7 protein-coding genes are annotated in these 20727 nt (G+C 55.8%); 4 read left to right on the forward strand and 3 right to left on the reverse strand.

Features of this window, described 5'->3' with window-relative positions; translation table 11 throughout:
- Nucleotides 1-89 precede the first annotated feature (89 nt).
- Nucleotides 90-2309 (forward strand): catalase/peroxidase HPI, encoded by a 2220-nt coding sequence (gene katG, locus GRX76_RS05850; RefSeq protein ID WP_160152453.1) that lies wholly within the window; start codon nucleotides 90-92, stop codon nucleotides 2307-2309.
- Nucleotides 2310-2438: 129 nt separating this feature from the next.
- On the opposite strand, the gene GRX76_RS05855 is transcribed toward katG, so the two are convergent.
- Together GRX76_RS05855 and GRX76_RS05860 are read right to left on the reverse strand one after the other, a co-directional pair.
- On the reverse strand, nucleotides 2439-4268 hold the full coding sequence (locus GRX76_RS05855; protein ID WP_160152454.1) for an ATP-binding protein: 1830 nt from the start codon (nucleotides 4266-4268) through the stop codon (nucleotides 2439-2441).
- A 198-nt stretch (nucleotides 4269-4466) separates the two neighbouring features.
- Entirely contained in the window at nucleotides 4467-7886 is a 3420-nt protein-coding gene (locus GRX76_RS05860; RefSeq protein ID WP_160152455.1) for a LamG-like jellyroll fold domain-containing protein, read from the reverse strand.
- A gap of 943 nt (nucleotides 7887-8829) precedes the next feature.
- Between GRX76_RS05860 and GRX76_RS05865 the strand changes: the two genes are divergently transcribed.
- From GRX76_RS05865 to GRX76_RS05875, 3 genes are all read left to right on the forward strand, one after another.
- Nucleotides 8830-11616, forward strand: coding sequence for a TonB-dependent receptor (locus GRX76_RS05865; RefSeq protein ID WP_160152456.1), 2787 nt, complete (start codon nucleotides 8830-8832; stop codon nucleotides 11614-11616).
- 578 nt (nucleotides 11617-12194) lie between these two features.
- Nucleotides 12195-15242, forward strand: a complete 3048-nt coding sequence (locus GRX76_RS05870; protein WP_160152457.1) for a TonB-dependent receptor — start codon at nucleotides 12195-12197, stop codon at nucleotides 15240-15242.
- A 593-nt stretch (nucleotides 15243-15835) separates the two neighbouring features.
- Nucleotides 15836-18724, forward strand: coding sequence for a TonB-dependent receptor (locus GRX76_RS05875; protein ID WP_160152458.1), 2889 nt, complete (start codon nucleotides 15836-15838; stop codon nucleotides 18722-18724).
- 169 nt (nucleotides 18725-18893) lie between these two features.
- Here the strand turns inward: GRX76_RS05875 and ettA are convergent, their stop codons facing one another.
- Nucleotides 18894-20558 (reverse strand): energy-dependent translational throttle protein EttA, encoded by a 1665-nt coding sequence (gene ettA / locus GRX76_RS05880; protein ID WP_160152459.1) that lies wholly within the window; start codon nucleotides 20556-20558, stop codon nucleotides 18894-18896.
- Between the last annotated feature and the right edge of the window lie 169 nt (nucleotides 20559-20727).

Below are 20727 nucleotides of genomic sequence, written 5' to 3' on the forward strand. Positions count from 1 at the left end.
GGCCGATAATAACGTCTAATTTCAAGGTGATTGCGTGACCCTATAGGATTCTCTCGTCCGATTGATGAGACTATAAGGAACGCAATCCAATGCTCAAGAAATCCCTCTCTCTGGCGGTGGCCCTGGCGACAGCACTCTCTGTTAACGCCAACGCCGCGCCTTCCGGCGATCAGGTCATGTCCAACCAGGACTGGTGGCCGAACCGCATCGACCTGCAACCGCTGCGCATGAACGCAGAAAAGTCCAACCCGATGGGTGCTGACTTCGACTACGCCGAAGCCTTCAGCAAGCTGGACCTGGAAGCCGTCAAGAAAGACCTCAGGGAAGTCCTCACCACTTCCCAGGACTGGTGGCCGGCTGACTACGGTCACTACGGTCCCTTCTTTATTCGTATGGCCTGGCACAGTGCCGGTACTTACCGTGTGTACGACGGTCGCGGTGGCGCCGGTGGCGGCCAGCAGCGCTTCGAGCCGCAGAACAGCTGGCCGGACAACGTGAGCCTGGACAAGGCCCGTCGCCTGGTGTGGCCGGTAAAACAGAAGTACGGCAATGCGATTTCCTGGGCTGACCTGATGGTGCTGGCCGGTAACGTATCTCTGGAATCCATGGGCTTCAAAACCTTCGGCTTCGCCGGCGGCCGTGAAGACGATTGGGAAGCCGACGTTGTTTACTGGGGTTCCGAGCGCGAATGGGTTGGCAACGACAAGCGTTTCAAGGGCGACGTTCTTGAGAAACCACTGGCTGCGGACCACATGGGTCTGATTTACGTAAACCCGGAAGGCCCGAACGGCAACCCGGACCCGCTGGCTGCCGGCCACCGTATTCGTGACACCTTTGGCCGCATGGCCATGAGCGACGAAGAGACCGTTGCACTGATTGCCGGTGGTCACACCTTCGGTAAAGCGCATGGTGCACACAAGCCGCAGGAATGTGTTGGTGCAGCGCCGGGCGGCGCTCCGATCGAGCAGCAGGGCTTCGGTTGGGAAAACAAGTGTGGCAAAGGCCACTCTGAAGACACCATCACTTCGGGCCTGGAAGGCGCCTGGTCCGCTAACCCGATTGCCTGGAGCTCCCAGTTCCTGGACAACCTGTTCGGCTTCGAATGGGTAAAAACCAAGAGCCCGGCTGGCCACACCCAGTGGGAGCCGAAGAATGCCGAGCAGGCGAAGTTCGTTCCGGATGCGCACGTTGAAGGTAAGCGTCACGCGCCGATGATGTTCACCACCGACCTGTCCATGCGCTTTGATCCGAAGTACAAGGAAATCGCTGAGCGTTTCCACAAGAACCCGGAAGAATTCCAGCTGGCCTTCTCCAAGGCGTGGTTCAAGCTGACTCACCGCGACCTGGGCCCGCGCGCGCGCTACCTGGGCGACGAAGTACCGGCGGAAGTACTGAGCTGGCAGGATCCGATCCCTGAAGTGGACTTCAAACTGATCAGCGATCGCGATGTGAAAAACCTGAAAGCCGAGGTGCTGGACAGCGGCCTGAGCGTATCTGAACTGGTGCGCACTGCATGGGCTTCTGCTTCTTCTTATCGCGGCACTGACATGCGCGGTGGTGCCAACGGTGCACGTATCCGTCTGGCTCCGCAAAAAGACTGGGCTGTGAACAACCCGCAGGAACTGGACAAGGTTCTGGGTCAGCTGGAAAAAATTCAGCAGGAATTCAACAGCAAAGCCTGGGGTAACAAGAAAGTATCCATGGCAGACATGATCGTTCTCGGCGGTGCCGCTGCGATCGAGCAGGCTGCCAAGAAAGCCGGTTACGACGTTACCGTTCCGTTCAAGCCGGGTCGTAATGATGCTACCCAGGAAATGACCGATGTTCAGTCCTTCGGTTACCTGGAGCGCAAGGCGGACGGCTTCCGTAACTACTACAGCGAAGAAGCGCACATGATGCCGGTTGATATGCTGATCGACAGCGCTAATTTGCTGGACCTGAGCGTGCCGGAAATGACGGTATTGGTGGGTGGCATGCGTACCCTGGGTGCGAACCACGACGGATCCACCCACGGCGTCTTCACCGACAAGCCGGGTACCCTGAGCAACGACTTCTTCGTCAACCTGCTGGATATGGACACCAAGTGGTCCAAGTCCTTCAAGGAAGATGGTCTGTATGAAGGTAAAGATCGAGCGACTGGCGAAGTGAAGTGGACTGCCACCCCGGTAGACCTGATCTTCGGCTCCAACTCCGAACTGCGCGCACTGTCTGAGCTGTACGCCAGCAACGACAGCGACGAGAAGTTCGTAAACGACTTCGTCGATGCCTGGACCAAGGTGATGACCCTGGACCGTTTTGACCTGAAGTAATCCAATCTGTCACAGGATGGGTTTGCCTGCAAAGGCAAAGGCCGTACCTTCCGGAACGGCCAAATTAAAAAATGGGCAGCCTCAGGCTGCCCATTTTTTTGTGCGAGAAAACCTGTCGAATACTTTCCATTAGACCAGGTGTTTGTTGATCGCCGCGATTAACTGCGGAAAAGCGATCGGCTTGGTGAGGTAGTCGTTCATGCCTGCATCCAGCGCCGCATTGCGCTGGTCACTAAAGGCCGCGGCCGAAAGGCCGATGATCGGTGTATCACAAAATGCCGGGTTCTGGCGAATTTTTTGCGTGGCTTCGATGCCGCTGAGCCCGGGCATCTGAATATCCATAAAAATCAGATCCGGGTGCATGGCCTGGACTTGTTCGATTCCCTGGCGGCCATCGGCGACAAAGGTGGCATCCACCTTCAGATCATCACAGAACGCCTGCATCAGTGTCTGGTTCAGCGCGTTGTCTTCAAAAATCAGAATCCGGATACCGTCGAGTGAGCGGGTTTTTTCCTGCTCACCACTTGCTATTGGTGTGGGGCTGCCGTGGCGCAAGGGCAACAATACCTGGAAGCGGGTGCCGACATTATTTTCACTTTCCAGGGAAATACTGCCGCCGAGGAGTTCCACCAGGCTGCGGGTAATTGGCAGCCCCAATCCGGTACCGCGGGCTTGCCCACGGAGGGATTTGTCCACCTGCTCAAACGGCTCGAAAATAATCGCCTGTTGCTCCGGCGGAATACCGATACCGCGATCCATCACCTCGATCGCAAGCTGTGTGTCGTTCCGGTTTTTCAGCGTGAGTGTAATGGCGCTGTCGGCCGGCGAGAATTTGATGGCGTTGGCGATCAAGTTGATGAGTATCTGCGACAGCTTGCCGCGGTCACTGCGAATATACGCGGGCAGGGTGGGGTCGATATCACAGTGAATACGCAGGTTCTGGCGAATGGCCTGGGGTTCGCAGGAAACCAGGATGCAGTCGATCAAGCGCTGTAGCGGGAAGTCCTCCTCCACCGCTTCCATCTTGCCCGCCTCGATCCGGGATATATCCAGCACATCGTTCACCAGCTCCGCCAGGCGCTGGCCGCTGATGGAAATTTTTTCGAGGAATTCACGAAAATCCTGCGGCAACTCGAAACCGGCACTGCGGCTATGCAGTACCTGGCTGAAACCGACAATCGCATTCAGTGGCGTGCGGATCTCGTGACTCATATTGGTCAGGAACTGGGTTTTGGAACGACTGTAAAACTCCGCTTTTTCTTTGGCCTGTACCAGCTGCCGTTCCAGCGTCTTGCGCTCGGTAATATCCAGAATGACGCCGATCAATCCGCCAAGGCGGCCATCTTCCAGCTCGTAAGCAGCCTTGTTGAATATGACATCGTGCAGGCTGCCGTCGGCGTAGGCCACTTGAGATTCGTAAACCTGCTGGCCGCGCTGGTGCATCAACTCCAGGTCTTTCTCGTGATATACCTTGGCCTGGGGGCCAGGGGATACGCCATACACCGAGTGACCGACAATCGCCTGCCGCGACTTGCCGAGGAAAGCCTCAAACGCGCGGTTGCAGCCGGTGTAAATGCCATCGGCGTCTTTATAGAAGATGGGGGCGGGGATGGCGTCGATCAGAATCTGGAGGAAATGCAGTTGGTCGGACAGGGTCTTTTCGGTTTGCTCGTGCTTTTTCAGTTCCTGTTGGTACTCGGCATTGAGCTTTTCCTGGTGGGCCAACAATCTGGCCTGACGTAGGTTAAGGCGCTGCTGCAGGCGATATAACAGGAAACCGGAGAAGCCGACCAGCGCAGTGGCCAGTAGTACCCGCAGCACCGAGCCGGCGAATTGGGTTCCCGGTGGCAGCTGGCTAATAATCAGCCATTCACTGGCACCCATTAACAGCAGTACTGCGAGCAGGGTTGGCAATATGTGATGAATGAGCGGCAACCGCGGCCCAATTGAGTGTTCCATGGCAAGGTCTTATTCGATCCGTACCCCTTCACACTACTCAAAGCCCGGGAAGGCGGCAATATTTCTATGGAGCGGAAACCACTGACCGAGAACAAGTCGCCCATGAAAAAGGGCAGCTTGCGCTGCCCTTTTTTGGGTTTGGTTCGGTTTGGTCCGGTTTGAACCTTTTCTTTAACTAATGTGTAGAAATTGGCGTCATCACTCTTGGTTCAGTAGCTCCGCCTCATACAGTGCCTGAATGTCGGCAGCGGGAATGGCGTCTGCATAGACTTTCAGCTCGTCCATCATGCCGGCGTAGGGGGTATCCCAGTAGTTCACGCCCAGGGCAAAGTGACGCTCCGCCGCAGTGCCGAAAATATCCGGGAAGTTGTTGCCGCCGAAGGCCAGCTCGCCGTTGATGTACATATTGACTTCACCACCATTCACACTGACCGCCAGCTGGCTCCAGGCATCCTGAGGAATCTGGATACCGGTATTGGCGTCGTACCAGGCGGTGCCGGACCACAACATGGTGTCGCTGCCGTGGCCGTTGGGCAGCAGGCTGATCCAGCTTTCAGTGGTGGCCCAGCCGAAGAAGCTGGTGGTGTAGGCGGTGAGTGCCGAGGGGCTCAGCCACAGGCTGAAGCTGTAGTTGTGATCCTCGATCAACCCGTCCGGCAATACCACGCCAGATGCGCCGTCGAATACCGCGGCCTGGCCGGCAACACCGTCGGCATAGGTGATGCTGCCACCGGCGGCGTCGATCAGATTGCCGACCACATTACCCGCACCGAAATTGCCGGTGGTGTCATCCAGGGTTTGTTCGAAACCGTAGTGGGCTACAGGTTCGGGTAAGCCGCTGGATTTCACCGTGGCGGCGAAGGTTTTCACTTCCTGGGCACCGTTCAGGGTCAGCGTTGCGGTGAGAGTGACTTCGGCATCGCTGCCTTCCGGACGGGTGACCACACCGGTGCTGCCCGATACCTCGATCGCGGCCGGGTTGGAGGAACTCCAGTGGATGGCGGCGGCGTAGGGGCCGGTTACCGGCAGCTGCAGATTGTCCGCAACCGCGGACAGGTCGCCCAGATCGAGAATCGCGGTAGCGGAAGCCAGCAATTCGGCGTCGGACTTTTTGTCGATATCCAGGAAGCGAACCTCCTCGGCGGTGAGGGCGGCCTCGTACACTTTCAGCTCATCGATCAGGCCGTTGAACGGCAGATCCCAGTAGTTGACGCCGAGTGCGAAGGTTCCTGTGTTGCTGGAGAAAAAGTCGCTGAGGTTACCCGCAGAGAATTTCTGCTCGCCGTTCAGGTAGACGCTGACCAGGCCCTGGTTGACGGAAAACGCCATGTGGGTCCAGGCGCCTTCCGGAATCCGCTCGCCTGCGGAGCCATCGAACCAGGCCTCGCTACCACTCCACAACATGGTGTTTTCATCCCAGCTCTGAGGCAGGAAACTGATCCAGTTGTTGGAATAGGGCAGGCCGTTGTCATCGGTCTGCTCGTTGACGGCACCAAAGAAGGCGGTGGTGAATCCGGTGATTGCTGTCGGGTTGGTCCAGAAGGACACCGTGTACTCGTAGTTGTTGATCAACCCTTCCGGCAACAGCACGCCGTTGCTGCCGTCGAGCTGCAACGCTGAGCCTTCCTGGCCTTCGGTGTACGCGATGGTGCCGGTGTTGAAAATGCGGTCGCCGGTGGCGGTACCCGGAGCGAAGCGGCTTTCGGATTCCGCCAGGCTGTTTTCAAACGGGAACCAGGCAGTGCGGTTGTACGGCTGGCGCTGGGGAATGGTGATGTCGAAGGACTTACTGCTGGTGACCCCATTAAGGTCGATGTCCGCGGTGACGGTGATCGTCTGGTCGCCTTCACCCGCATTGGGGCGCGTTACGCTGCCATCGGCCTGAATGACATTTTCGTCGCTGCTGCTCCAGGTGATGCTGGCAGCACGGGTGCCGCGGGTGGGTAGCGTCAGACGGTTATCCGTGGAGCTTGTCGGCAGAACCAGTGCATCACTGATATTGGTGAGTACATCGGTATCCACCAGGTTATCCATCTTGGTGCCCCATATGGATTCGCCGCTGGCGGATACCGCAGTAAACACCGGCACCAGCTTGCTGGAAGCTTCGTTCCACTGCCACTGGGTGACCCCCGCGTAGGCAATACTTTCACCGTCGATATCCAGGGTGAAGCTGATCTGCGCCGGGTTATCCACATCGTGCACATAGGTACCACTGACTTCGCCACTCACAGTGCCATCGTCATTCAGGGAAACGTACAGGGTGGGTTTGGCAGTGCGGTTAATGTCCTTGCCGTGGTTGATGAATTTGTAGGTACCGTTCAGGTCGTTGCTGTCGACGATGTTGTCCCCATCGATGGGCGCGTAGCGCTGGGGTGAAGCCACCAGCCAGCCGTCGGCATTCACGAACATCTCGTGTACCCGCACCGAGTGCTGTTCACCGCGGTTGGGGAAACGGGTGTGGGTAATCAGCAGGTGCTTGCCGGTGGCTTCGTCGTAGTAGGCAGAGTTGTGGCCCGGAGCCAAATAGCCGCGCGCGCCAACGGTGTCGCCCACATCCGAGGCGAATTCAAAGCCGCCCATCATCTTCACCCCGTAAGGCGCGATGCTGTCCCAGTTGCCGCGGGCATTGACCATGTCATTGCCTTCCGCGTCCAGGAAGGGGCCGTCCGGGTTTTTCGAGCGGGCGATGCGAATGTTGTAGCCATCGGTGGAGACAAAGCCGCCGAACGACATGAAGAGGTAGTAGTAGTCACTCTCCGGGCTGTACAGCATGTAAGTGCCTTCAATGGCACTGTGGTCGCCGCCGGTAAGGTGTTTGCCGAAGCCCTGGCCGGGGAGCGGCTTGCCGGTGGTTTCATCCATTTCCAGGATAAAGATGCCGCCGGAGTAGGAGCCGTACGTCATCCACAGCTTGCCGTCCTTGTCGTAGAAGACATCCGGGTCGATGGCGTTGGGGTGGATCCAGGGGTTGTACTCGGTGCCGGTGAAGCCGTCGGGACCGTAGCCCGCCGCGAGTTCTTCCGGGGTCATGCCGGAGCGCATGAAGATACCCAGATCGGTATAGGGACCTTCGATGCTGTCTGCCATCGCGACGCCGAGATAGGAGCGCGGCGCGTTGCAGTCGCCGGCTTCGCTTTCCGGGTTGGCGCAGTGGTTGTAGTAGAAGTAGTAGTGACCGTCGTTCAGCTTGATCACATCTGCTGCCCAGGAACCCTGGTGGCCACCGACCCATTCCAGCCCCTCGGAAACTTCACTGGCGTAGGTGTTGAACAGGTGGTTCTGGTCGTTGACGCCTTCGGCGACAAAATCCCAGGTCATCAGGTCGGTGGATTTGGCAGCAGCCAGGTGGGAGCCGAATACATAAAAGGTGCCGTCGTCGTCGCGGATCACCGATGGGTCGTGCACACCCATATCGTTGTAGGCGATGGTGCTGCCATCTGCGGTGGGATCTGTGGCGTCCGGAACCTTTGGCCGCTCGGGCTGGGGCTCCGGTTCTGGCTGAGGTTTGACAATGGGGTCGTCATCGCCGCCGCCGGAACCCGAATCAAAACAGCCGGTGGTCGACAGAATGCTGGACAGCACTAGGGCCAGGTAACTGACCCGGTGGTTGGTCTTCATGGGTGAATCCCTCTTGTATTTATTATCTGGAGCTTTCTCTCCGCTATTACCCCCTCCGATCGCACCCAGTACCGCAGTGCGCACAGAGAATGCCAGTGCCGACAGTGGGGCTGCCGACATCTCCAGCGCAGGGTAGCCGTGAATCTTGCCAATAGAGTTATCGTATTACAATAATATTTTGGCTTTTGTGGCCTGGAACTGCGGAGAAAGAGCCGCTGACATGGGCCGCAGAGTCCCGGAGCAGCCTGTATTCGTGATAAATCGTTGATTTTTCGTGCAGGAAATGAAGAATTACGTGCCAGGCTATACCGATGGAGACCGCGCTGGCGTTCGCTGCGGGTCATTGTTCCCGGCTATGGCCCTGATAGCGCGGGTTTGATGCCGCCTGGATAGTTCAGTCGCTGTCCAAAATCTTCATTTTGTATAACAAAAATGGCGAAAAGCTCGTTGACGGACCCGAAATAAGTGGCTAGCATGCCTAAAAGTAATACAAATAAGGTGTAAATCCGGCCTTCCCAGGGCGCTACTTGCAAAAGTGTTTGCCACCAGGGGAGAGGGACACCAGATAAAAGAGAGTGCGAGCCGGCCCTGCCGAGACAAGCACCGAATAATAAGAGAGTCGAAGACCAGCGATGCGCGAGAGACGACTTCCCGGCCAATTCTGTACGGCCTGCACCACCAGTCGTTTATTGCCCACCCAATTAGCCTGTGTGGCTCTCATCTGCCCGAAACCGAATGGGGTTTGTGTTCCCTGAGCACAAGCGACCCCTTGACGCCTGTAATTCGCGAGTGGAACCCCGGCCGCCCAGAGGCCGGATACGTTGCGCAAGCCGGTTACAGACAGAAACCCGCGCGGAGGTCTGGCGCGGAAAAACCGGGAGTGGTGAATGCCCTCCCCGGAATTCGGCAACACAATAAAAACACCCAAGATGGGAGAGATAATATGTTCAAGCGACACCTACTGAGTTCGTCCATTGCCATGGCGACGGCGTTTGGTGGTTTCAGTGCAGTGGCTATGGCCCAGAACGCCTCTTACGATGCACAAATCGATGAGTCTTCCGCACTCGAAGAGGTAGTAGTTACCGGCGTGCGTGCCAGTCTCGAAAAGGCTATCGATATAAAGCGCGATAGCTTCCAGATTGTGGACTCTATCGTTGCGGAAGATATCGGTAAGTTTCCGGACAATAACGTTGTTGAATCCCTGCAGCGTGTAACCGGTGTACAGGTAACCGACCGCGGCGCCGGTGAAGTGACCACGGTATCCATTCGTGGATTAAACGATGTCACCACTACGGTAAATGGTCGCAATATTTTTACTGCCTCTGGCCGCTCTGTGGCGCTGGCAGATATTCCCGCTAGCCTGCTGGGGCAGGTTGATGTATTCAAAACCCGCTCCGCTGACCTGATTTCCAGTGGTATTGCTGGGCAGATCGATATTCACACCCATCGCCCATTTAACTTTGAAGGCAATAAAGTGGTCTTTGCCGCTCGCGGCATTCACCAGGAACAAGCGGATGCAACTGACCCGGTGATCAGTGCGCTTGCCAGTAACCGTTGGGAAACCAGTGTTGGTGAAGTAGGTGCACTGGTGAACGTTTCCTACGCGAAAACCACCTTCCGCGACCAGGGCGCGAAGTCTGGTGCTGCTGTCCCGTTTCGCACTGGTGAAGCGGATGCGCCGCTAGAGCGCCTGTTCGCTGGCTGGCAGCCAGGCACTGACCGCGGCCTGCCGTTTGAGCCGGGTTCCACTCTTGACGATGGTACTGAGTACCTGCTCGGTCGCGATGCCGTTATCCTGAACGACTTTACCGGTGAGCGCGAACGCCCTGCGGCAAACATTTCCCTGCAGTGGGCTCCCAACGAAAGCTCTGAGTACCTGTTCGAAGCCTTCTACAACGGCTACCGTCAGGAGAGCGAGAACAGCCTGTTGCTGACGTTCACCGATGCCTGGTGGGCTATCGACCCGGAAGATCCGGTCGAGCTTTTTGACGGTACAAACATCATTAAATCTCGCTACGTCAATGCCACCAATGCTTTCTCCAGTGGCGACTACGCGAACGGTAAAACGGACAGCTTTGTCTATGCCCTGGGTGGTAACTGGGATCTGAGCGATCGCCTCCGCCTGGAATCGGAAGTTGTCTATCAGAAGAGTGAATACGAAGACGAATTCCTGGCTTTGCAGACTTCCCGTGCCGGCGGTGGTATCCATCGCATGTTTGTGGATTTCAACAGCGGCGACGGTATTCCATCCATGGAATTCTTTGATGATCCGAATACACCGGACATCGATGAGAGCGATCTGACCAGTTCTGAACTCTGGTACATGAGCAGCATGTTCGACAATGCGGGTGCGCGTGAAGGTGATGCCGTTACCTTGACCCTGGACGGTAGCTACGATGCAGATTGGGGTATTTTCAGCAAAGTTGAATTTGGCCTTCGCCACGATAGCCGATCTGCTTCCGAAAGTTCTCGTGTAGCAAGCGCCGGGTGTAATGCCGCACTGGCCGTTGACCCTTGCTCCTTCCGCCCGTCTGAATTGGGACTGCTATCCGGTGGTGACGATTTCTTCGGTAGTCGCGCTGGTCTTCCTGGTGGTTGGGCTGCTGCTGATGCCAACTGGTTGAATGCGAATAGTGATAACCTGCGTAGCCTGTACGGTCTGGCGACCTCTTCTCAGCTTTCGCTGTCCAAAAATTTCGAAATTGAAGAAGACCAGACTGCAATCTACGCGCAAACCGAATTTGCTACCGAGCTCGCCGGCCGCGAACTGGACGGTGAATTTGGTCTGCGTTTCCTGAATGTATCTTCGGATCTCGAGTTCACTGGCGACACCGCATCCAATGACGTATCGCGCCTGCTACCGAGCATGATGCTGCGCTACCACCTCACCGATAACTTGCTGGCTCGTGTCAGCTATGGTGAAACCCTGCGTTTGCCGAACTTCGTGGACCTGAACCCGACCATCACTTATGTCCCGGATGTGACGGACATCGGCTACGGTACTGCGTCCGGTGGTAACTCTGAGTTGGAGCCTACCGAGTCCCGCAATCTGGATGTGGCACTGGAATACTACTTCGGTGATGCCAGCGCGCTGTACGCAACCTGGTTCCGTCGTGATATCGATGGGCTGGTAGTGCCATTCCGCAACTCTGTCACCATCGATGTGCCGAACGATATTCCAGACATTGGTGAATACACTTACATCCTGAGCCAGCCAGACAATGCTTCCGATGGCGTGTTGACGGGTATCGAGCTGGGTGCAACCTACTTCCCTGAAAACCTGCCGGGCTTGCTGGATGGTTTTGGGGTTGTAGCGAGCTACACCATGCTGGATTCAGAACAGGACATCCCGGTCGTCAATGCTGCCGGTGAAGTAACCGGTGTCGATAACCTGCCGATGTTCGGTGTTTCCGACTCTTCCTACAGTGTTGTACTCGCCTACGATAAGAACGACCTGGATATGCGTCTTTCTTATGTGTGGCGTGAGGACTTCCTGGCTGCAAACGAAGCTGCTCTGTTTGCCAATCCGCTGGGTATTTACCACAGCCCGGAAACCAGCGTTGACTTCCAGCTGAGCTACGATGTCACCAGCAACTTCGTTGTGACTTTCGACGGTACCAACCTGACCGAGGAAATGCAGCAGGAGTACTACGAGTACCCGAACCTGTATAACTTCGGAAACTTCAGGTTCAGCCGCACCTTCGCGTTGGGCGCCCGCGTTTCATTCTGATCTCCGCGGAAACTTCCGCAACCTTCCTTTAGGCAGCCCTCGGGCTGCCTTTTTTGTTCCCTTCAATTCAATCTGGTAATGCCGCGACTGATTTTGTGAAAAAGTCGGATAGCAGAGCTTTTTGCGGTGCTATTGGATGATTTTGGCGATAAATATTGAAAAAGGTCTGTTGCCGCTAAAAATGTAAGTTTTATGTAAGGTAATTATTTCCAGGATTTTAATTGTTAGGAGGATATTTTCATTTTTGCGTTTTATTAGGCTGCATATCCCGGTGCACCCTTTTGGGCCTGTGTAAACGGGAGCTGGTGCGTCGCCCCAAAAAACAGACGTTCGTACTGAATGGCGCGGCTTTCCCTTTATCAATTGCTTGTTTTATTGGACTTTTGTCGAACAAAGTTTTGTCGCAAGTGCACAAAAAGAGACTTGGTTAATTATTGTCAGGTTGGACATGAAATGCCGTTATGGGCATTTTTATTGGTGGGCCTGTAAGTTACTGAAAGGCAGCTTTTCAGGCGCCTTAATCAACAGATAACAAAACTGATTCAGTAGAGATCCAACAAAAAAAGAGAGGGGGCCAAATGACCAGGTCTAATTTCTGCGGGGCAGAGCCTACTCAGGCAAAGTCCAAGTTTGTTCGTTCCGCGTTGAGCATCGCGCTGGGCATGTGCGTTGCCGGCGGGGTATACGCTCAGAGCACCACGGGTTCTATCTCCGGTAATGCGCCTGCTGGCGCCACCGTAGTGATCAAAAACAACAGCGGTTTCAGCCGTACCATCACTGTCGATGCTTCCGGCCGCTACAACGTCGGTTCTCTGCCGGTGGGCACCTACGTGGTTACCGCGGAGCAAGACGGTGAGACTGTTGGCTCGCGCAGCATTCCCGTGCGCCTCGGCGGTAGCTCCGATGTTTCCTTCGGTGGCGACGATGCGCTGATGGAAAACGTTACCGTGATCGGTGGCGAAAACATGCCGGCGATCGACGTCAGCTCCACCGACACCCGCGTAGTACTGACTGCCGAGCAGCTCGAGCGTCTGCCCATGGGGCGTTCCGCTGAGAACATCGCCCTGCTGGCGCCCGGTGTAAACGCCGGTGCCAGCGGCTACTTCGGCAACATGGTGTCCTTCGGTGGCGCCGGTGTTTCTGAAAACGCCTATTACATCAACGGCTTCCTTGCCAGTGATCCGCTGTCCAACCTCGGTGGTTTCAGCCTGCCCTACGCCTCTGTGGCCCAGCAGGAAACCTATACCGGTGGTTACGGCGCCAAATACGGCCGTTCTTCCGGTGGTGTAATCAACCAGGTGGGTGCCCGCGGTAGCAATGACCTGCACTTCGGCAGCCAGGTGATCATCACACCCAAGGGTCTGAAGTCCAGCAAGCCGGATACTTACTTCCAGAACATGGAGCTGCCGGAAGGCTACGAGTACACCCACCCGGAACTGGCCGGTACCAAGCGTGAAGAGGGCAGTGAAGACTTCTCCTGGGGTGAAACCTACACCGGTTACGTCAGCGGCGCGCTGATCCAGGACAAACTGTTCGGTTTCGTGTCTTTCGAAACTGAAATGAAGGAAGCGCAAAACTCTCCGTATGTCGACGCTACCCCGCGTGTGACCGACTGGGATAACGAGAACAACAAGGTCTACGCAAAGCTGGATTGGTACATCACCGAAGACCACCTGCTCGAATACACCTTCATGGGTGAAGAGAATACCGAAGAAGGCAGCTTCAACGAGTGGGATTTCGATACCGCTAGCCGCGGCCCGGCACTGGATTCCGCCCCGAACTCCATCAGCAACCGCAGTGAGTTCTCCATCCTGAACTACACCGGCTACCTGACTGATAGCCTGACCCTGAGTGCGACTTATGGCCATGGCAGCTTCTCTTACAAGGACGAGCTGGGCGGTGACACCCTGTACCCGTACATCTCCGGTTACCTGAACCAGGATCCGTCGATTGTCGGTGACAACCCCATCGCTAACCGCGCCGGTGGTTACCGCGGCCGCGACGCGCACGATTACACCGATGGTGTTCGCGTGAACCTGGAATGGGTAGTGGGCGACCACACCCTGACCTTCGGTGTGGACAACATGGAGTTTGAGTCTGAGAACGAAGGTGTATCTCAGGTAACCGACGTATGGATCTACGGCCGTGCCGAGCCGGGCGCCGACCTGAACGCCGCACTGGGCGTGGGTGCTCCGGGTGGCGACGGCTACTACGTGCAGAGCTACATCTACCAGGATGCCACCAGCATGAAGCTGGAGCAGGACTCCTACTACCTGGAAGACCGCTGGCAGGTAACGCCGGATGTGCTGCTGTCCATGGGCCTGCGTAACGACAAGTTCACTAACTACAACCTGGACGGCGACGCCTATCTTGAGTCTGACGACCAGTGGGCACCGCGCCTGGGCGCTGCCTGGGATGTGTTCGGTGATTCTTCTCTGAAAGTCTACGCCAACGCCGGTCGCTACTACCTGGCGATGCCGAACAACGTGGCGATTCGCGGTGCCTCTGCGGCGACTTATACCCGCGAGTACTTCACTTACACCGGTATCGATGAGAACGGTGCGCCTACCGGCCTGACCGCGCTCGGCCCGGGCCCGGTATCTGCGAATGGTGAGTATGGTCAGGCGGTCGATCCGCAGACTTTCGCACCATCCGACCTGGAAAACATGTACCAGGACGAGTACATCATCGGCTTCGAAAAAAGCCTGGGTGAAGACTGGACCTACGGTGGTAAGTTCACCTTCCGCGACCTGAAGTCCGGTATCGACGACGTGTGTGACCCTTACCGCATGATGGACAAGCTCGAAGCCAATGGCGTCGACCTGGACACTGTGGCGATGGAGTACTGCTACATGTTCAACCCGGGTGGCACCAACACCTTCAGTCTGGCCAACATCGATGCGGACGGTAACCCCACCGGTTCCCGTACCGAAGTAACCATGAGCGCCGACGACTGGGGTATGCCCGACCTGAAGCGTGAGTACTCCGCGATTGACCTGTTTATCGAGCGTCCGTTCGATGGCAAGTGGGAAGCGCGTGTGGACTACACCTACAGCAAGCTGCAGGGCAACACCGAAGGTCAGGTGAAGTCCGAATTCGGTCAGGACAACATCTCCAAGACCCAGGACTGGGACGTGGCAGAACTGATGCAGTTCTCTGATGGCTACCTGGCGAACGACCGTCGTCACCAGCTGAAAATTCGCGGTAGCTATGCCGTTACCGAAGAGCTTCTGTTGAGCGCCAACGTTCGCATCCTGTCCGGCATGCCGGTGAGCTGTCTGGGTTACTACAATCCGGACGGTACTGTCGACGAAGCGTCTGACGCCGGTGACCCCGTCGGCTACGGTGCCAGCTATCACACCTGCTTCGGTGAAGTGGCAACCCCGGGTGAAGAGCGCACACCCTGGACTCGCACGTTGGATATGGGCCTGACCTATACCCCGGCGTTTATGGATCAGAAGCTGCGTTTGAGCATGAACGTGTTCAACCTGCTGAATGAAACCAAAGCGACCCAAATGGATGTGACTTCGGAAGACGACCCCTACACGGTCAGCAATACCTATAACACGGCCCTGGGTTACCAGACTCCGCGTTACGTGATGCTGACAGCGTCTTACGATTTCTGATAAGCATAAATCCTCTCAATAGTAACGGCCCCTTCGGGGGCCGTTTCAGAATGCACATCCTTTATTTGCCGACCAATTGGTCGGCTTTTTTCTTCACTGTTCAGGGCTGAGCGCTAGGCGTCATGTCATCGCAACGATGCACAGGAGCCCCGGTTGGATGCACCCGGAAGCAGATTTTTTTAAGAAAGTTGTAAGTATTTCGTGATCTGGTTCAAATTGGTCCCGTATGGGTCGTTTTGTTTCAGATTGATTAAGTCATCTTGTATTTCTTGTGAAATTTAGGATAGTTTTGCGGGGCGCTGCTCGATTGGATCGTTTGGCGTTAAAACCCGGTTGTTCGGTGATGTGGCACAAGAGAAAATTTGTAACTTATTGTTTTTGTGGATATTTTTTTGGTTTCTCGGGCGGATGCCCACGGTATTGAGGCTGTCAGCTAAGCCCGTTTCGGGGATAAATACGAGAAAGTCGCTTTAGGGGGAAATTGAGGTTGTGCAGCGCCCGTCCGTTTAGAGATATGTGTTGGGCATATGGCCGCTGGGGGCGGCCATATACGACTAACTCTAAAAAAACGATGACCAAAGGGGGTCTCTATAATGAGTTCTACTCGCAATCTGCGTCACAACCTCGCTCGCAGCGCCCTGGCTCTGGCTATTGGTGCTGCCACTATTGTTAGCGCGCCTTCCGTACTGGCTGACGACACCACTGGTACTATTCGCGGTTCCGTTATCGGTGCCGAGTCCAGCTCTGTCATCAAGCTGACTGATACCGCACGTGGTATCACCAAGGAAGTCAGCGCTTCTGCAGACGGCAGCTTCCGTTTTGGCAGCCTGACTCCGGGTAAATACCAGCTGCAGGTTTTTGAAAACGGCGAACTGATCGACACCCAAGACGCGGTAGTTGGTCTCGGTGGAACCACCACGATCTATCTTGGTGATAGCTCTGGTGTAGAAGAAGTACTGGTTACCGGTGAGCGTATCGCGCAAGTAGACGTTGGTATTGCTGAATCAGGAATGGTGCTGTCTGCTGATGAGCTGATGGAGCTTCCTGTTGCCCGTGACCTGACCTCTGTAACCATGCTGGCTCCCAGTGTGAGCAAAGGTGACAGCGCGTTTGGTAACAATGCCAGCTTCGCTGGTGCCTCCGTTGCAGAAAACGTGAGCTACGTTAACGGCCTGAATACTACTAACTTCCGTAACGGTCTGGGCTTCTCTGAAGTACCTTTCGAGTTCTACGATAGCATTCAGGTTAAGACTGGCGGTTACTCTGCTAAATTCGGTCGCTCCACCGGTGGTGTAATGAACACCACCACTAAGAGTGGTACCAATGACTTCAAGTTTGGTTCCAGCTTCTACTACGACGAAGACATCTCCACGTCCCCGAATACCTATGCGGCGGATAATGACAAAGATGCGTTCGATGAAACGAACTACAACATTTACGCTTCCGGCGCGATCATTCAGGATCGTCTGTTCTTCTACGGCCTGTATAACAACAGCGTAGAGAACGAAGAATACTACGGCATGACTAGTGGCCGTGGTTACAAGGCGAACCGGGAAACCGATTTCTGGGGCGTGAAGCTGGATGGCTACATCACCGAAAATCACCGTGTAGAACTTACTGCATTCAGTGATGAGCGTGAAACCATCGAAGGCGCTTACGAGTATGATTCCGAAACTGGCGCTACTGGTGAATACCTCGGCGACACTACTTATGCTCGCGGTGGCCTTAACTGGATTGCTACCTACACCGGTAACCTGACCGACACCATGACACTGTCTGTGTCCTACGGTGAAAACGAAGCAGACCGTACTACTGCGCCAGCTACCGCCGATATCCCGGTTGTATACACTGTCGACGCAGATGCCAACTTCGCCGCATTGGGTGGCTGGACCAACTTCACCGTTGAACAGGGTATTGATAACCGCGAGATGACCCGCGTGGACTTCTCTTGGGATTTGGGCGATCACTTCATCGAAGTAGGTGTGGATAACGAGGTGAACACCTCTACTGCTGACACCACTAACTCTGGTGGTGTGTACTGGCTGCTCGATCCGACCGGTACTTACGTGTGTGATGCTTCCTCCGTATGTCCGGATGGCCCCGCTGTGCGTAAGCGTACCTACATTTCCGGTGGTGAGTTCGAGACCGTTTCAAACGCCTTCTACATCCAGGACACCTGGGACCTGACCGATACCCTCTCTTTCCAGGCTGGCCTGCGTAACGAAACCTTCGACAACAAAAACGCTGATGGTCAGAGCTTCATTAAGGTCGACAATCAGTGGGCACCGCGCCTGTCCCTGTCTTGGGATCCGACAGGTGCTGGTAACCAGAAGGTATTTGCCAACTGGGGTACTTACTACCTGCCGATTGCGTCTAACACCAACATCCGTATGTCCGGCGCAGAAACCTACATTCATGAGTACTACGACTGGGATGGTACCAGCCAGAATGCTGACTCCACCCCGAGCAATGTCGGCGCACTCGTAGGTACCGAGGTTTACAGCAACGGTGACGTGCCGGATACCCGCGGTTTGGTAGACACTAACATTGAGCCGATGTACCAGTCTGAGTTCATTCTCGGTTACGAATACGTAATGGAAAATGGCATGCAGCTGGGCGTGAAGGGTCTGTACCGCAACCTGGAAACTTCCATTGAAGATGTGGCGATCGACGCTGCGGTGATCGATTACTACAACTCCACTGGTAGCTGGGATGCATCCAAGGTTGGCGGCGACACCGTTGAAGATGTATTTGGTGGCTTCCATCAGTACGTACTGACCAATCCGGGCAACGATATGCGTATCTATATCCCGGAAATGGATGAATACATCGCCCTGACTGCCGATCAACTGCAATACCCGGAAGCCAAACGCCAGTATGGTGCACTCGAGTTCACATTTGATCGTCCGTTCGACGGCAAGTGGTCTATGAATGCGTCTTACACCTGGGGTCACAGCTGGGGTAACAACGAAGGTTACGTGCGTTCCGACAATGGTCAGGATGACGCTGGCCTGACCACCAACTTCGACCAGCCTGGACTGCTGGACGGCGGTTACGGCGACCTGCCGAACGACCGTCGTCACACTGTGAAGGCCTTCGGTACCTATGCCTTTGACATGGGCCTGCGCATGGGTGCCAACTTCATGTGGCAGACTGGCCGTCCGCAGAACTGCTTCGGTGTTCACCCGACTGACGGCTTCGCTGCCCAGTACGGTCAAGAGTCCTTCTACTGTAATGATCAGCTTGTACCACGTGCCAGCATGGGTCGCACTGACAACTACTGGAACCTGGACCTGAATGCTCAGTACCCGGTTGAGTTTGGAAATAACCAGAAGCTGCTGGTGTCTCTGGATCTGTTCAATATTCTGGACAACGATTCTGTCACCGAAGTCAATGAGCTTTTCAACAGCAACTACGGTGAGCCCACCAGCTACCAGAGCCCACGCAGCGTTCGTCTTGGCGTTCGCTACGACTTCAACTGATCTGATCGGTTGAAATAAAAAATTGCCGATTGCGCAGCTGTTTGGTTGTGCAATTGGCAAACCTCTCTTGCTTTAGCCAGCCTCTTTGGGGCTGGCTTTTTTATTGCCCGTCAGAAAAATACAAAAAAGCCCGCAAAATGCGGGCTTTTTACATTGAGTCACTGAAAAATCAGGTCTTCAACTTTTTGTACTGCATACGGTGCGGCGTGGCATTTTCACCATTGCGTTCCACGAAGTCCTCGTGGTATTCGGTGTAGTTACCCTCAAAGAACACCACGTTGCTGTCACCTTCGTAGGCCAGGATGTGGGTCGCCACACGGTCCAGGAACCAGCGATCGTGCGAGATCACCATGGCGCAACCGGGGAAACTCAGCAGGGCTTCTTCCAGGGCGCGCAGGGTTTCGATATCCAGGTCGTTGGATGGTTCGTCCAGCAGCAGTACGTTGGCACCCTGCTTCAGGGTGTAGGCCAGGTGCAGGCGGCCGCGTTCACCACCGGAAAGCTCGCCCACGCGCTTCTGCTGATCACTGCCCTTGAAGTTGAAACGGCCAATATAGTTGCGCGAGCCCACTTCGTAGTTGTTGATCTTGAGAATATCCTGGCCATCGGAAACGGCTTCCCACACAGTCTTGTTGTCGTCCAGGTTTTCGCGGCTCTGGTCGACGCTGGCAATCTGTACCGTCTCACCGATTTTGATCTCACCGGAGTCCGGTTTCTCGGTGCCGTTGATCATGCGGAACAGGGTGGATTTACCGGCGCCGTTACCACCGACGATACCGACGATGGCACCCTTGGGTACACGGAACGACAGGTTGTCGATCAGCACGCGATCGCCGAAGGCCTTGCTCACATTGTTCAGCTCGATCACGTTGTCACCCAGGCGCTCGCCCGGCGGAATGTAGATCTCGTTGGTCTCGTTACGGGCCTGGAATTCCTGGGACTGCATTTCTTCCAGGCGCGACAGACGGGCCTTGTTTTTGGACTGGCGGCCTTTCGGGTTCTGGCGGGCCCATTCCAGTTCTTTCTGCATGGCCTTGGCACGGGCCTGCTCGCCTTTCTGTTCCTGCTCCAGGCGCTTCTCTTTCTGTTCCAGCCAGGTGGTGTAGTTACCTTCCCAGGGGATACCGTAGCCGCGGTCCAGTTCCAGAATCCAGCCGGCCACATTGTCGAGGAAGTAGCGGTCGTGGGTGATGGCCACCACGGTGCCGTCGAAGTCGTGCAGGAAGCGTTCGAGCCAGAATACGGATTCCGCATCCAGGTGGTTGGTCGGCTCGTCCAGCAGCAGCATGTCCGGGCGGGACAGCAGCAGGCGGCACAGGGCCACACGGCGCTTCTCACCACCGGAGAGGTTGTTTACGTCGGCATCCCAGGGCGGCAGGCGCAGGGCATCGGCGGCCACTTCCAGGCGATGCTCCATATTGTGCGCATCCCAGGCCTGGATGATGTCTTCAAATTTCTGCTGCTTCTTGGCCAGCGCATCGAAGTCGGCATCCGGCTCGGCGTATTCGGCGTAGACCTGGTCGAGGCCGGCGAGGGCATCGATGGCCTCGCGCATGCCGTCTTCGACGTTGCCGCGCACGGTCTTGGCGGGATCCAGCTGCGGTTCCTGGGGCAGGTAGCCCACATTGATACCCGGCATGGCGCGGGCTTCACCGTTATAGTCCTGATCCACGCCGGCCATGATGCGCAGCAGGGTGGACTTACCGGCGCCGTTCAGACCCAGTACGCCAATTTTGGCGCCGGGGAAGAAGGACAGGGAAATATCTTTCAAAATTTCGCGTTTGGGCGGAACAACCTTGCCCACGCGGTTCATTGTATAGACGTATTCAGCCATTAGAGCTCGATTCCAGTCGGTCAGAATTTGGGCGCAAGTTAGCAGTTTGGTGGGAAACTTCAACCTGCTCGTAGTGTGTCATTTTTGATCTGCTTCAAATGTTCCTAAAAGCCCCCTTTGAGGCACCGGGAAAGCCTGGAGGCAGCGGGATATGTCAATTACCGGGAAG

The sequence above is a fragment of the Microbulbifer sp. ALW1 genome (genome assembly GCF_009903625.1).
In the GTDB taxonomy this organism is placed as follows: domain Bacteria; phylum Pseudomonadota; class Gammaproteobacteria; order Pseudomonadales; family Cellvibrionaceae; genus Microbulbifer.

What these genes read in the sequence shown, in the direction of transcription:
- ettA (WP_160152459.1), bottom strand. Translation starts at nt 20,558, where the DNA reads ATGGCTGAATACGTCTATACAATGAACCGCGTGGGCAAGGTTGTTCCG.
- GRX76_RS05865 (WP_160152456.1), top strand. Translation starts at nt 8,830, where the DNA reads ATGTTCAAGCGACACCTACTGAGTTCGTCCATTGCCATGGCGACGGCG.
- GRX76_RS05870 (WP_160152457.1), top strand. Translation starts at nt 12,195, where the DNA reads ATGACCAGGTCTAATTTCTGCGGGGCAGAGCCTACTCAGGCAAAGTCC.
- katG (WP_160152453.1), top strand. Translation starts at nt 90, where the DNA reads ATGCTCAAGAAATCCCTCTCTCTGGCGGTGGCCCTGGCGACAGCACTC.
- GRX76_RS05875 (WP_160152458.1), top strand. Translation starts at nt 15,836, where the DNA reads ATGAGTTCTACTCGCAATCTGCGTCACAACCTCGCTCGCAGCGCCCTG.
- GRX76_RS05860 (WP_160152455.1), bottom strand. Translation starts at nt 7,886, where the DNA reads ATGAAGACCAACCACCGGGTCAGTTACCTGGCCCTAGTGCTGTCCAGC.
- GRX76_RS05855 (WP_160152454.1), bottom strand. Translation starts at nt 4,268, where the DNA reads ATGGAACACTCAATTGGGCCGCGGTTGCCGCTCATTCATCACATATTG.